The sequence below is a fragment of the Pseudomonas sp. PME37.24/006 genome, from assembly GCF_055556635.1.
In genome coordinates, this window is the sequence record NZ_JBVHNL010000004.1 from 528,662 (window position 1) to 542,042 (window position 13,381).

Below are 13,381 nucleotides of genomic sequence, written 5' to 3' on the forward strand. Positions count from 1 at the left end.
GTACCATCAGATGAGGCCCGGCCCGAAGGGCCGATCGCCGAGAATCGTCGCGCGGTGCATGATGCGCCGCTGCGGGCGGTAGTCGTCGCAGGCGTAGTGCTGGGTCAGGCGGTTGTCCCAGAACGCCAGGTCGCCCTGGCGCCATTGCCAGCGCACGCTGAATTCCGGTTTGGCGATCTGGGCGAAGAGCATCTTCAGCAGTGCATCGCTTTCGCCCGGCTCCAACTCGACGATCCGGGTGGTGAAGGACTCGCTGACGAAAATCCCCTTGCGGCCGGTTTCCGGGTGCACGCGTACCACCGGGTGCGTGACCGGCGGATTCGCCGCCCGAGCGGCGTTCCATTTTTCCAGTGCATCGGGCGTAGTGCCAAAACGCTCCAGGGGAAACGACAGAGTCAGGTCGTGCACGGCGGTCAGGCCGTCGAGCAGTTGCCGGATCGGTGCGGACAATCCCTCGTAGGCGGCCGAGCAACTGGCCCACAGCGTGTCGCCGCCATGAGCCGGGACGTGCCGTGCACTGAGCAGCGAGCCCAGCGGCGGCGACTGGATGAAGGACACGTCCGAGTGCCACAGGGCGTTGTCGCGCAGGTCATTGAGCTCGGTATCGAGGACGAGGACTTCCGGCTGGTCTTCGATCTTCGGATAGATCGGGTGGATATGCAGATCACCGAACATGGCTGCCGCATCGCGCTGTTGGCGCGGCGTCAGCAATTGATCACGCAGAAACAGCACCTGATGCTCAAGCAGCCCCTGGCGCAAGCTGGCGTAGCTTTCGGCATCCAGCGGGCGGCTCAGGTCGACACCGGTAACACGCGCGCCGAGGGCCTGGCCGATACGTTCGAATACGATGGTCATAGGTCTTTCTCTATTCAGTCCCGTTCAGCCGTCAGTTCCAAGAGGCGAAGCGCTTTTGCAGCGCGCGCAAACCGAGTTCGATGGTCAAGGCGATGCTGGCGATCAACAGGATGCCGACCACCACCACGTCGGTGGCAAGGAACTGCGCGGCAGACTGCACCATGAAGCCCAGGCCCTGATTGGCTGCGATCAGCTCCGCAGCGACCAGCGTCGACCAACCGACACCCAGGGCGATGCGCAGGCCGGTGAGGATGTCCGGCAGCGCGCTGGGCAGGATCACGTGGCGCACCACCTGCAAGCGGCTGGCACCCAGGCAGCGCACCGCCTGGATACGTGCCTTGTCGACCCTGCGCACGCCGCCCACGGTGGCGATCAGCAGCGGCGCGAACAGCGCCATGTAGATGAGCAGCACCTTGGACAGCTCGCCGATGCCGAACCAGATCACCATCAACGGCAGGTAGGCCAGCGGCGGGATAGGTCGATAGAACTCCACCAGCGGGTCGAGCGCGGCGTTGAGCGTCGGGTTCAAGCCCATGGCGACTCCCAGCGGGATGGCCGTGACGACCGCAGCCAACAGCGCGACCAGCACGCGCCCCAGGCTGGTACTCAGGTGCTGCCACAGCGTGGCATCCAGATAACCGTCCTGCAGCAGCCCCTTGAGGGCCACCAGCAGTTGTTCGGGGGCAGGCAGGAAGATGGTGTCGACCCAGCCAAGGTGCGTTGCCAGCCACCACAGGCTCGCCAACGCCGCCAAGGTACCGAAGGCTGCCGCCCGGCTACGGTCGAAGCGGATCACGAAACGGCGGCTGCGGTCGTTCAGGGTGCTTTTCAGCGCATCAGAAGGCATGGTCGGCGGACTCCTGAAGGAAGAGATCGAGCAGCTCCTGGCGCAGCTCGGCGAAGGCCGGATCGCTCTTGATCGAACGCACCGGCTCACCGGCGATGTAACGGCGAGCGAACGGCAGTTGCCGACGAATCACCGCACGGGCAGGCGGGCCGTCCAGCACGATCAGGTCGGTGGCGAGAAACAGCGCCTCGTCGACACTGTGGGTGATCAGGAACAGGCCCTTGCCGGTGCGCTTCCAGACGTCGAGCAGCAGCAACTGCATGCGCTCGCGGGTCAGCGCATCGAGGGCACCGAAGGGTTCGTCGAGCAGCAGAAAGTCCGGATCGACCGCCAGCGCCCTCGCCAGCCCAAGGCGCTGACGCTGACCGCCCGACAGTTCGGAAATCTGGTGATGAGCATGGCTGGCCAGACCGACCAGTTCGAGCACCTCAAGTGCCCGGGCGTGACGTTGCTCTTTGCTCAGGCCGCGCAGGCGCAGCCCCAAGGCAACGTTGTCGAGGGCATCGAGCCAGGGCATCAGCGCGTCATCCTGAAACACCACACCGCGATCGCCGCCCGGGCCTTCGAGGGTGCGGCCATCGATATGCACGCGGCCGCTGCCAGGTGGCTGAAAGCCGGCCAGCACGTTGAGCAGGCTGGACTTGCCGCAGCCCGACGGGCCGAGCACGACCACGGACTCGCCCTTTTCGATCTGCAGATCGAAATTATCCAAGATGACCTGCGAATGACCGCGACGCTTGAAGCTCAAGCTGACCCGCTCGGCGCTCAGTCGGCTCATGGTCGACTCCTCAAAGTAAAAAAGCCCCTCCGGAGAGGGGCGAAACGTGGCTTGAACGTAGCTCTGGTTTCACTGCGCCTGGCGGACGTACTCAGCACTTACGTAGGGCGAGTAGTCAGGCAGCACAGCGGGAATGCGTTTCTGTTCCTTGAGGAACTCGGCGGTGCGGGCAATCGCCTTGGCAGTACCTCCACCCAGCAGGTCGCTACTGACTTGCTGCTGAGCAGTCGGGTAAGCGGATCCGGCGAGCAGTTCTGGGATGTCGGCAGCGTTGGCACCGATCAGTTTGGCGATCTTGCCCGCCTGTTCGGAGTCGGCCGTCCACGTGGCGACGTTGGCCTGGTAGTCGGCGAAGGCATCGAGGGTCACGCCAGCGAACTTGGCCAGCACTTCAGGGTGCTTGTCGGCGAAATCCTTGCGCGCGACCCAGACCTCGAACGTCGGCGCGCCCCATTTACCGACCTCAGCCGCATCGGTCAGCACCTTGCCGCTGCGTTTGATTTCACCCAGTGCAGGCGACCAGACGAAGGCACCGTCGATGTCACCACGCTTCCACGCCGCATTGATTTCGGCCGGGTTGAGGTTGACGATCTTCACCTTGCTGGTGTCGATGTTCCAGTGCTTCAGAGCGCCAAGCAGGCTGTAGTGGGAGGTGGACACGAAGGGTGTGGCGATGGTCTTGCCGACCAGTTGCTCGGGGCTGTCGATGCCACTGCCGTTGCGTACGACCAGCGCCTCGGCAGCATTGATTTCGGCAGCGACCAGGAAGGTCACCAGCGGCAGTTTGCGCGAAGTGGCGGCGGCCAGGGGGCTGGAACCAAGGTTACCGATCTGTACGTCACCGGAAGCCAGCGCCGTCACCACATCGGCACCGGAGTTGAAACGGCGCCAGTCGAGCTTCTCGCCGATGGCTTTTTCGTAGGCACCGTCAGCCTGCGCGACCTTGGACGGATCCACACCGGTCTGATAACCGATCACGATGTCGGCGGCATGGGCCGGTACAGCGGTTGCCGCGGCGACAGCGAGCAGCAGGGCTTTGATGGTCTGTTTCACGTTCGACTCCTCGCAAGTGGCACCGCTGCGGTTGATCCCAGCTGCCGAAGCGCCACCATGGCGCTGATGGAGGAGAATTTATGGTTATAAGAAATAGAAAACCAATAACATTTAACGCTTAGCTTAGAGCAGGTTTGAAGCGCCGCGAGATAGAGCGGCGCGCGCCCTAAACCGCGTGAAACGGCGCCTGAAGCGCAAGCCATGCGCCATGCCTCGAAGCCCTGAAGCGAAACGCGTCATCGCAAGGCAGCCCCGCCTGCAAGAGATTGTCAGGTGGCAAAACGGCGCGGTCATCCATCCCCATGGGCATTGCCTCGGCCAACCCGTAGAATCCGCCGTTTTTCCAGGCAGCGACCACCATGCAACCAGCCGACCCGAAGCGTGACGAACTGATCTACGGCCTCGAAGACCGCCCGCGCCCGCTGGTGGCGATCCTCGCCGCCCTGCAGCATCTACTGGCGATCATCGTGCCGATCGTCACGCCCGGTCTGCTGATCTGCCAGGCCCTGGGCGTGTCGGCCCGTGACACCAACTTGATCGTTTCCATGAGCCTGGTGATCTCCGGTATCGCCACCTACGTGCAATGCCGTCGCTTTGGCCCGCTGGGTGCAGGGCTGCTGGTGGTGCAGGGCACCAGCTTCAACTTCGTCGGCCCACTGATTGCCGGCGGCGCGCTGATGGTCAAACAGGGCACGCCAGTCGAAGCGGTGATGGCGGCGATCTTCGGCGTGGTGATCGCCGGCTCGTTCGTCGAGATCGGCATCTCGCGCATCCTGCCGTTCGTGAAGAAACTGATTACTCCGCTGGTCACCGGCATCGTGGTGCTGATGATCGGCCTGACGCTGATCAAGGTCGGCTTGATCAGCATGGGTGGCGGCTACGGCGCCATGGCCAATGGCACCTTCGCCAATGGCGAGAACCTGATGCTGTCCGGCGCGGTGCTGGCCGTGATCGTGGTGCTCAACCGCATTCCCGTAGTGTGGATGCGCAGCTGCGCAATCGTCATCGCCCTGCTGGTCGGCTACGCCCTGGCCGGTTACCTGGGTCGCCTGGATTTCACCGGCATGCACCAGGCCGAGCTGTTCCAGGTGCCGACGCCGCTGCACTTCGGCCTCGGCTTTTCCTGGAGCCTGTTCATCCCGATGCTGGTGATCTACCTGGTGACCTCGCTGGAGGCCATCGGTGACGTGACCGCCACCAGCAAGGTGTCCAAGCAGCCCGTCGAAGGCCCGCTGTGGATGCAGCGAATCAAGGGCGGCGTGCTGGTCAACGGCGTCAATTCGCTGCTGGCGGGCGTGTTCAACACTTTCCCCAGCTCGATCTTCGCCCAGAACAACGGCGTGATTCAGCTGACCGGTATCGCCAGCCGCCACATCGGCGTGTGGATCGCCCTGATGCTGGTGATTCTCGGCCTGTTTCCGGCAGTGGCCGGGGTCATCCAGGCGGTACCGGAGCCGGTGCTCGGCGGTGCGGCTATGGTGATGTTCGGCGCCGTGGCGGCCTCGGGCATCAACATTCTGGCGGGTATCGATCTGGATCGCCGCGCGCTGCTGATCATCGCCGTGTCCCTGGCCCTCGGCCTTGGCGTGTCGCAGGTACCGGAGTTCCTCGCCCATATGCCTGCGGCGCTGCGCAACGTACTCGAATCCGGCGTGGCCACCGGCGGCATCTGCGCCTTGCTGCTCAACTGGTTCCTGCCGGAAAGCCCGGCCAAGGGCGAGCAAGCCTGACGCCAATCCCATGACCGTGACCGTGACCTGTAGGAGCGTCGCCCCCGGCGCGAACTAATTGCAGCAGCAGCCTGGTATCGGTGTTGTTTGCACCATTCGCCGCGGGGTCGCGGCTCCTACAAAAGCGTGTAGACCTCCAGACGCGTAGGAGCCCCGACCTCGGGGCGCGGTACTTACAACTCCAAGAACCAATGAAGAGGGCCGCATAAGCGGCCCTCTTCGTACCTGACAGGCGACTTAGAATTCGTAGCGCGTGGTCAGCATGACGTTGCGCGGTTCGCCCCAGGAGTAAACGCTGTAGAAGTCCATGATGGTCAGGTACTTCTTGTCCAGCAGGTTGTTGACGTTCAGGGTCGCGGACAGGTTATCGGTTACCTGATACTTGGCCATCACGTCCAGTAGCCAGTAGGCGCTCTGGCCAAAGTCCTCATTGCGAGACCGAGGCGCGTTCCACACCGAGCCCCAGCTTCTGCTCTGCCAGCGCGCACCGCCGCCAACGGTCAATGGCTCGAACTGCCCCTTGAGGTTATAGGTGGTGTAAACGCTGAATTGATCTTCCGGTTCGACGGTGGAAAGTTTCTCGCCGTCGACACGAGCGATCTTGTGCGAGTACCCGGCCTGCAGCTGCCAACCCGGCGTGAGCTCACCCGAGACTTCGGCCTCGTAGCCCTTGGTCTTCACACCCTGAACGGCGCGGAAAGCCTGCTCTGCCGTGCCGTTGATGAATCCATCGGCCTCAGGACGGTTGTCCTGGTGGATTTCGAAGTAGGCCAGGCTGGCATTCAGGCGGCCATCGTAGAACTCGCCCTTCAGGCCGATCTCGTAGTTGTCACCTTCTTGCGGCTCGAGGGTTCTATCCTGCCGGTCGCGGCTGCTCTGCGGTTTGAAGATCGTGGTGTAGCTGGTGTAGGCCGAGATAGTGTCCGTCAGGTCATAGATCAGCCCTGCGTAAGGCACGACGACACCGCTCTTCTTGGTGTCTTCGCCCCGATAATTGGCCAGGCGCGCACCGAGGATGAGTTTCAGATCATCCTGCAGATTGAAGCGCGAAGTCGTATAGAGGCCGTTCTCACGAATCGTATCCTTGTCGTTGGTCGGCGCTCCCCAATCCGGCTCGGGGACATCGCCATTCCAGTTGTAGAAGTCATCGACATCCGGGCCGAAGAAGGCATAGCCATCACGATCCGTCTTGCGGCGCGCGATGCTGCCTCCCACGACCAGCTCATGCTCGCGGCCAAACAATTGGTACGAGCCGCTCACGTAGCCATCGGCCGCATCCGCTTTCGTCTCGCCAACGTACTTGCCCTGCCACTGGCGAGCACCAGAACCGTCCGCCGGGTTGGGATTACCCGCACTGGCAGATCCCAGGGTCGCGTCATAGCCATTGATCTGGTGGTTGAGCTGCATCTTGGCCAGCCAGCCATTGGCAAAGTTGTGCTCCAGCGTGGCAAATACGGTGCGGGTGTATTGCTCCCAGCCACTCCAGTTGGTGCCCGGATTGAAAGAGCGAGAAACCTTGTTGAAGTTGCCATTGCTATCGAAGATCGGCATCGATCCCCAGCTCGACCCTTCCGGCTTGTTGTCCTGATAGTCGGCCCCGACGCTGAGCAGCGTGTCTTCGCTCAGGTCGAACTCCAGAATGCCGTAATAGACGTTGGTCTTGCGCTCATAGTTGTCCTGGAACGAATGCTTGTCCTGGTAGGCAGCGACTGCCCGACCGCGCACGTTGCCAGTAGGGGTCAGCGGGCCACCTACATCGATCTCGGTGCGGTAATCGTCCCACGATCCGATGCCAGCGGAGAGATGTCCTGAGAATTCGTGGGTTGGTTTCTTGCGAATCAGATTGATGGTCGCACCCGGATCACCGCTCCCCGTCAACAGGCCGGTAGCGCCCTTGAGCACTTCGATACGGTCATAGATCGCCATGTCGCTCAAGGTATTGCCTGCCGAGTAGGCAGAGTCCCGCGACATCGGAATGCCGTCGTACTGGAAGTTGTCGATCGCAAAACCACGGGCGTAGTACTCGGTACGCTCGGTGTCATAGGTGACGATGCTGACACCCGGCGTATGGCGCATAACGTCATCGATACTGGTGAGCCCGAAATCATCCATGTGCTTGCGGGTGATCACGCTGATCGACTGCGGCGTTTCGCGCGGCGTCAGTACCAGGCGAGTCGCAGTGGCGATGGAACCCGGCGTGTAGGACTGGGATTCCTCGGTGATGGTACCGAGCTGGTTGCTGGTAACCGAGGTGGCATCCAGTTCGAGGGCGCCGTCCTGAGGTTCCAGTACCACGGTGCTGCCACTATCGCCCTGTGCAGCCTGTTGCGCGTGGGCCATCAGCGGCATCGCGAGGCCAGCCAGGGTGATAGCGACAGCCAGCAGGCTGGGGGCGCAGGGAAGCGGACGCCGGGCACAGCCGGCGCCCGCCATGGCATGGGGATTCATAGGAGTCTCCTGTTGTTTTGAGTTGAGTGATACGCAGACGTCAAGACGATATCACTTCTCATTAACTCCTTAAATCTTATTACCATATATGGCGACACCAATTTCCGCCCACGACAACCCCTGACAGCAAGGGCCCGCTCTCAGAAAATGGGCGAACGGCATCGCGCCGCGCGGCAGTTGGCAGCCTGACAAGAGGGTACCTGCGCAAGGGTCGATACTCAGGAGCAACTGAGTGTAGCGAGTCGCCTGTCAGCTCACGCCCATGTAACGGCCGGCGCGGTGATTGATGGCCAGCACCATGTTCAGTGCCACGGCACCGAGTACCGAAAGTGCGACCTTTTCCGGGGCGACGACGAAGATCGAGGCCAGCACGATGGCAGCGTCCACGCCCATCTGTATGGCGCCAGCGCGCAACCCGAAGCGCTCCTGCAGATACAGTGCGAGGATGTTCACACCGCCTAGGCTGGCGCGGTGACGGAACAGCATCAGCAACCCCAGGCCCATGGCGAAACCGCCGAACAGCGCGGCGTACAACTCGTTGAGCGCCGCGAAAGTGATCCAGTGCGGCGTCAGCTCGGCCAGCACTGAAACCAGGCCGACCGCACAGATCGTACGCAAGGTGAACGCCCAGCCCATGCGCCAGATCGCCAGCACGTAAAATGGCACGTTGAGCAGAAAGAACACCGCGCCAAACGGCCAGCCGGCCAGGTACTTGATTAGAAAGGCCAGCCCCACCGTGCCACCAGTCAACAGGCCCGCATGGCTGTAGAGGGTGATGCCCAGGGCAACCATGGCGGTGCCGAGGACGAGCGCCAGGGCATCTTCCCAGAGCGGATGACGAACGAAGAAATCGGCAATCGTCTCTCGCTCGCCGGCGTCAGGGGTGTGGTTCATGGCGTTACTGTCTCTCGGGGCGCACACGGTAAAACGCCACCGGATCAGGGTGGCGAATCAGAATGTATAAGGGGGCGGACTAGAGGCGAGTCCAGGTCTCGTAACTGTGTGCGGGCGCTGTATCGGTAGCCGGCTGGTCGTCGTGCTCCGTGCGCCGCCACTGCGCCTCATCGAGCGCCGGGAACCAGGCGTCGCCCTCGGGCTGCAACGCCACGCGGGTCAGGTACAGGCGGTCGGCAATGGTTAGCGCCTGCTCGTACAGCTGGGCGCCGCCGATCAGCATCACTTCGTCGACGCCCTGCTCGCGAGCCCAGGCCTCGGCCCGCAGATGAGCGGCCGCGACGGTCGCGAAGACCTCGGCGCCTTCCAGCTCGAGGCCGGACTGGCGGCTAACCACCAGATTGAGCCGCCCGGGCAGCGGACGGCCGAGAGAATCCCAGGTCTTGCGACCCATGATGATCGGCTTGCCAAGAGTCTTGGCCTTGAAGTGCTTGAGGTCGGCCGGCAGGTGCCAGGGCAATTGGTTGTCGCGGCCGATCACGCGGTTTTCCGCGAGGGCGGCGATCAGGCAGAGAGGGAGTCGAGTCGTCATGGCGGCGAGCATAGCAGAGGGCCGCATCACGCCGCATGACTTGCTGCACTGTCATCGCCACGCCATCTTTTTCAGTGCAGGCTGTTGGCAAACCACCGGCCAATGCCGCTGAGGAGAGATGCCCGATGCCCCTACGCCAGCCCCGCCTGTTACTGCTCAGCGCCCTGCTCGCCCTGCCCTTCACGGCGAATGCCGAAACTCCAGCGGCGCCCACCGCCAAACGCGCCGACGACGGTAAACCGCTGATCATCGCGCACCGTGGCGCCAGCGGTTACCTGCCCGAACATACCCTCGCCGCCTATGCGATCGCCGTGCTGCAAGGTGCTGATTACGTCGAACCGGATCTAGTGATGAGCAAGGACGGCCAACTGTTCGCCCGCCACGACAACGAACTGGGCCTGACCACCGACGTGGCCAGGCACCCGGAGTTCGCCGATCGCAAACGCAAGGCCAGTATCGATGGCGTCGAGCTCGATGGCTGGTTCAGCGAAGACTTCACCGCAGCCGAACTCAAGCGCCTGCGTGCCATCGAGCGGATCCCCGATATCCGCCCGGGCAATACTCGCCTCAATGGCCAGTTCGAAATCCCTACCCTGCAGGAAATCATCGACCTGGTGAAGGCACTGCAGGTCAGCCAGGGGCGTGAGATCGGCCTGTACATCGAGACCAAGCATCCCCAGCACTTCAGCCAACTGGGCCTGAGCATGGACAAGCCGCTGGTCGAGACCCTCGCCCGCAATGGCTATCGCGACGCCGCAGCGCCTGTGTACGTCCAGTCCTTCGAGGTGAGCAACCTGAAAGCTCTGCGTCAGTTGAGCTCACTGCGCTTGGTGCAGCTGTACGGCAAGGGCCAGCCCCATGATCAGGTCGTGCGGGGCAATCCGCTGAACTATGCACAGATGGCCACGCCTGCCGGGCTGCGGGCAGTCGCCGAATACGCAAATGGCGTAGGCCCGGACAAGAGTTACGTCATCCCTCGCCAGCCGGATGGCAGCCTGGGCGAACCGACGCGATTCGTCGCCGATGCCCATGCCGCCGGGCTGTTGGTGCACCCCTATACCTTCCGCGCCGAAAACCAGTTCCTGCCCACAGAGCTGAAGCGGGGCAGCAGCCCGGCAGAGCGTGGCGATATCGACGCGGAGCTGCGTGCCTTCCTGGCCACTGGCATCGACGGCCTGTTCACCGACCAGCCGGATATTGCCGTGCGACTACGCCAGCAACAGGCCCGTTAAACGCGAGTTTTTGCCAATCGCCTCACAGCGGTTATGCTCCCCGTGGATTTCAACTGCCGGGAGATCGCGTGGCCTTACCCAAGCTGCAACGCCTATGGCTCTGCGAAGCCGTACGCTTGCGAGAAGAACATGCCGGGTTGCTCGAGGACAGCGAAGCCAATCGCCGTGCTCAGGTGGCCGGCGGTGACCTGGCCACACGCATCGAAAACCGCGCCCTGCTGCTTGCCGAACGCGATGGCCAGCAGCAGGCGCAACGCCATTGGCTGCAAGGCGCACGCCTGGCGTTGCTGCTGCTCGGCCTGCTCGCCCTGGCCAGCGGCGCGGGCCTGGCGGTAGCGGCACTGGGCGACGGGCAAACGCCGGTCAACGTATTCTGGGCACTAGGTAGCCTGCTCGGTTTGCACCTGCTGATGTTGGTTGGCTGGCTGATCGGCTTGCTGTTTGGCGGCGGCCATGGCGCGGTGCTCGGGCGCCTCTGGCTATGGCTCAGCGAAAAGCTCGCTCGCGACTCCAGCGCGCTGCACACGGGCCCTTCCCTGGTCCTGCTGCTACGCCGCCAGCGTCTCAATCGCTGGTTGATCGGCATGGCCGTGCACGGGCTCTGGCTGGTGGCGCTGACCACCGCGCTGCTGATGCTGCTGGCGCTACTGTCCACCCGCCGTTACGGCTTCGTCTGGGAAACCACCCTGTTGGGCGGCGATACCTTCGTCGCCCTGACCCAGGCCCTCGGCGCCCTACCCGGCCTGCTGGGCTTTCCGGTGCCAGATGCCGCCACCGTGCGCGCCAGCGGCGACAGCCCGCTGCCGCTGGAGTCGGCACGGCATGCCTGGGCTGGCTGGCTGATCGGCGTGGTCGTGCTCTACGGCCTGCTGCCACGCTTGCTGCTTGGGCTGATCTGCCTGTGGCGCTGGCGTAGCGGCGTGGCACACCTGCAGTTGGACGTCGACCTGCCCGGTTACGGCCTGCTGCGCGACCGTCTGCAACCCAACAGCGAACGCCTGGGCGTGTGCGATGCGGAGCCGGCGCAGCTCTATCAGGTGCAGTCCGGCGCCGGCGTCGACGCCAGCCAGGGTGCGCTGCTGGTGGCTATCGAGCTGGATGACCGGCGCCCCTGGCCACCGGTGCTACCCAAGTCGGTGGCCGACGCCGGAATCATCGACAGCCGCGAGCAGCGCCGCCAGTTGCTCGACCAGCTCACCCGTTTTCCGCCTGCTCGCCTGGCCATCGCCTGCGACCCTCGGCGCTCGCCGGATCGCGGCAGCCTGGCACTGCTCGCCGAACTGGCACGCTGCGCCGGCACCACGCGCATCTGGCTGCTGCAGCCGCCACCCGGCGAAACCCTGGACAGCGAGCGCCTCGGCGACTGGCACAAGGCACTGGATCAACTGCACTTGGCCCACCAAGACAGCTCGCCGTTGACCTGGCTGGAGACTGGCCATGATTGATCACCTCCCTGCAGGAGCCGGCTTGCCGGCGATCAGGAACACAACCGATACCGGTATTGTTTCAACACTCGCATCGCCCGCAAGCGGGCTCCTACGCAACCCGCACCAAGGGCTACGCTCATGAGCCAGGCACTGAAGCTCGCCGTGGTCGGCCACACCAACGTCGGCAAGACCTCGCTGTTGCGTACCCTGACCCGCGACATCGGTTTCGGCGAGGTGTCGCATCGCCCCAGCACCACTCGCCACGTCGAGGGCGCACGCCTGTCCGTGGACGGCGAAGCGCTGCTGGAGCTGTACGACACGCCCGGCCTGGAGGATGCCATCGCCCTGCTCGACTACCTCGACAGGCTGGATCGTCCGGGCGAGCGCCTCGACGGCCCGGCCCGCTTGGCTCGCTTCATGGAAGGTAGCGAGGCGCGCCAGCGTTTCGAACAGGAAGCCAAGGTGCTGCGCCAACTACAGGCATCGGACGCCGGTCTTTACGTGATCGACGCACGCGAGCCGGTACTGGCCAAGTACCGGGACGAGCTGAACGTGCTGGCCATGTGCGGTCGGCCACTGCTGCCGGTACTGAATTTCGTGGCCAGCGCCAATCATCGCGAAGACGACTGGCGCGAAGCGTTGGCACGCCTGGGGCTGCATGCCCTGGTTCGCTTCGACAGCGTGGCGCCGCCGCTCGATGGCGAGCGCCGGCTGTACGAAAGCCTGGCGCTGATGCACGAGAAGTCGCGCCCGCAGTTGCAACGCCTGATCGACGACCACGAGGCCCAGCGAGTGGCCCGCCACCGCAGCGCCAAGCGCCTGATCGCCGAACTGCTGATCGACTGCGCCGCCTGCCGGCGCAGCGTCGCCAACGAAAGCGAACTGGAAAAGACCGCCATCGGTGAACTGCGCAAAGAGGTTCGCCAGCGCGAACAACGCTGCGTGGAAGCCTTGCTGCGCCTGTATGCCTTCCGCCGCGAAGATGCCCGCGCCGACGACCTGCCATTGCTGGACGGCCGCTGGGGCGACGATCTGTTCAACCCGGAAACCATCAAGCAGCTGGGCATTCGCCTGGGCGGCGGCGCTGCCGCCGGTGCTGCAGCCGGTGCGGGCGTGGATCTGCTGGTCGGCGGCCTGACCCTGGGAACCGCTGCCCTGGCCGGCGCATTGCTCGGCGGTGGCGCCCAGACCCTGCGTAATTATGGTTCGCGTCTCAAGGGCAAGCTCCAGGGCCAGCGTGAGCTGACCGTCGACGATGCCGTGCTACGCCTGCTCGCGCTGCGCCAGCAGCACCTGCTGCAGGCCCTCGATAATCGCGGCCATGCGGCGGTGGAAGCGGTGCGTCTCGACGTCCTGCAGGACAGCCAGTGGCGCGAGGGCAAGCTACCGGCTGCGCTACGTATCGCCCGCGCACGACCGGAATGGTCGTCCCTGAACCCCGGCGCCCGCGTCGATCAGGTCGAGCGCCTGGAACAGGTCGAGCGTCTGGCCAAGGAAATCGACGCGGGCTGATCGCCACGTCTCT

The 13,381-nt window shown here is 63.9% G+C and carries 11 protein-coding genes; 4 read left to right on the forward strand and 7 right to left on the reverse strand.

Going from position 1 to position 13,381, the window contains the following annotated elements; translation table 11 throughout:
• Positions 1-6: 6 nt before the first annotated feature.
• The 4 genes from tauD to tauA form a co-directional block, all read right to left on the reverse strand.
• A complete protein-coding gene (tauD, locus tag ACZ3GY_RS18535) occupies positions 7-855 on the reverse strand; it encodes a taurine dioxygenase (RefSeq protein WP_465911480.1) in 849 nt (282 codons plus the stop codon).
• Between the two features lie 31 nt (positions 856-886).
• Positions 887-1,702 (reverse strand): taurine ABC transporter permease TauC, encoded by an 816-nt coding sequence (tauC, locus tag ACZ3GY_RS18540; RefSeq protein WP_465911482.1) that lies wholly within the window; start codon positions 1,700-1,702, stop codon positions 887-889.
• Positions 1,692-2,480 carry a taurine ABC transporter ATP-binding protein gene (locus ACZ3GY_RS18545; protein WP_465911484.1) on the reverse strand — a complete coding sequence of 263 codons (789 nt, stop codon included), beginning with the start codon at positions 2,478-2,480 and terminating at the stop codon, positions 1,692-1,694. The genes tauC and ACZ3GY_RS18545 overlap by 11 nt, the downstream gene beginning before the upstream one ends.
• Before the next feature lie 69 nt (positions 2,481-2,549).
• Entirely contained in the window at positions 2,550-3,533 is a 984-nt protein-coding gene (gene tauA / locus ACZ3GY_RS18550; RefSeq protein ID WP_465911485.1) for a taurine ABC transporter substrate-binding protein, read from the reverse strand.
• Between the two features lie 359 nt (positions 3,534-3,892).
• Here tauA and ACZ3GY_RS18555 point away from each other — a divergent pair, with 359 nt between their 5' ends.
• On the forward strand, positions 3,893-5,263 hold the full coding sequence (locus ACZ3GY_RS18555; RefSeq protein WP_465911486.1) for a uracil-xanthine permease family protein: 1,371 nt from the start codon (positions 3,893-3,895) through the stop codon (positions 5,261-5,263).
• Positions 5,264-5,500: 237 nt separating this feature from the next.
• Here the strand turns inward: ACZ3GY_RS18555 and ACZ3GY_RS18560 are convergent, their stop codons facing one another.
• From ACZ3GY_RS18560 to ACZ3GY_RS18570, 3 genes are all read right to left on the reverse strand, one after another.
• Positions 5,501-7,612, reverse strand: coding sequence for a TonB-dependent siderophore receptor (locus tag ACZ3GY_RS18560; RefSeq protein ID WP_465911845.1), 2,112 nt, complete (start codon positions 7,610-7,612; stop codon positions 5,501-5,503).
• A gap of 348 nt (positions 7,613-7,960) precedes the next feature.
• Complete coding sequence (locus tag ACZ3GY_RS18565; RefSeq protein ID WP_465911487.1) at positions 7,961-8,605, reverse strand: YitT family protein; 645 nt, start codon at positions 8,603-8,605, stop codon at positions 7,961-7,963.
• Positions 8,606-8,684: 79 nt separating this feature from the next.
• Positions 8,685-9,209 carry a dihydrofolate reductase gene (locus ACZ3GY_RS18570; RefSeq protein ID WP_465911846.1) on the reverse strand — a complete coding sequence of 175 codons (525 nt, stop codon included), beginning with the start codon at positions 9,207-9,209 and terminating at the stop codon, positions 8,685-8,687.
• 113 nt (positions 9,210-9,322) lie between these two features.
• Here ACZ3GY_RS18570 and ACZ3GY_RS18575 point away from each other — a divergent pair, with 113 nt between their 5' ends.
• The 3 genes from ACZ3GY_RS18575 (at position 9,323) to ACZ3GY_RS18585 (ending at position 13,368) form a co-directional block, all read left to right on the forward strand.
• Positions 9,323-10,429 (forward strand): glycerophosphodiester phosphodiesterase, encoded by a 1,107-nt coding sequence (locus ACZ3GY_RS18575; protein WP_465911489.1) that lies wholly within the window; start codon positions 9,323-9,325, stop codon positions 10,427-10,429.
• Positions 10,430-10,497: 68 nt separating this feature from the next.
• Entirely contained in the window at positions 10,498-11,874 is a 1,377-nt protein-coding gene (locus tag ACZ3GY_RS18580; RefSeq protein ID WP_465911491.1) for a DUF2868 domain-containing protein, read from the forward strand.
• Between the two features lie 120 nt (positions 11,875-11,994).
• Positions 11,995-13,368 (forward strand): GTPase/DUF3482 domain-containing protein, encoded by a 1,374-nt coding sequence (locus tag ACZ3GY_RS18585; RefSeq protein ID WP_465911493.1) that lies wholly within the window; start codon positions 11,995-11,997, stop codon positions 13,366-13,368.
• The last annotated feature ends 13 nt before the right edge of the window (positions 13,369-13,381 follow it).

Excerpts from the sequence above, each read along its gene's own strand:
- tauD (WP_465911480.1), bottom strand. The coding sequence starts at position 855 with ATGACCATCGTATTCGAACGTATCGGCCAGGCCCTCGGCGCGCGTGTT.
- tauC (WP_465911482.1), bottom strand. The coding sequence starts at position 1,702 with ATGCCTTCTGATGCGCTGAAAAGCACCCTGAACGACCGCAGCCGCCGT.
- ACZ3GY_RS18545 (WP_465911484.1), bottom strand. The coding sequence starts at position 2,480 with ATGAGCCGACTGAGCGCCGAGCGGGTCAGCTTGAGCTTCAAGCGTCGC.
- ACZ3GY_RS18555 (WP_465911486.1), top strand. The coding sequence starts at position 3,893 with ATGCAACCAGCCGACCCGAAGCGTGACGAACTGATCTACGGCCTCGAA.
- ACZ3GY_RS18560 (WP_465911845.1), bottom strand. The coding sequence starts at position 7,612 with ATGCCGCTGATGGCCCACGCGCAACAGGCTGCACAGGGCGATAGTGGC.
- ACZ3GY_RS18565 (WP_465911487.1), bottom strand. The coding sequence starts at position 8,605 with ATGAACCACACCCCTGACGCCGGCGAGCGAGAGACGATTGCCGATTTC.
- ACZ3GY_RS18570 (WP_465911846.1), bottom strand. The coding sequence starts at position 9,209 with ATGCTCGCCGCCATGACGACTCGACTCCCTCTCTGCCTGATCGCCGCC.
- ACZ3GY_RS18575 (WP_465911489.1), top strand. The coding sequence starts at position 9,323 with ATGCCCCTACGCCAGCCCCGCCTGTTACTGCTCAGCGCCCTGCTCGCC.
- ACZ3GY_RS18585 (WP_465911493.1), top strand. The coding sequence starts at position 11,995 with ATGAGCCAGGCACTGAAGCTCGCCGTGGTCGGCCACACCAACGTCGGC.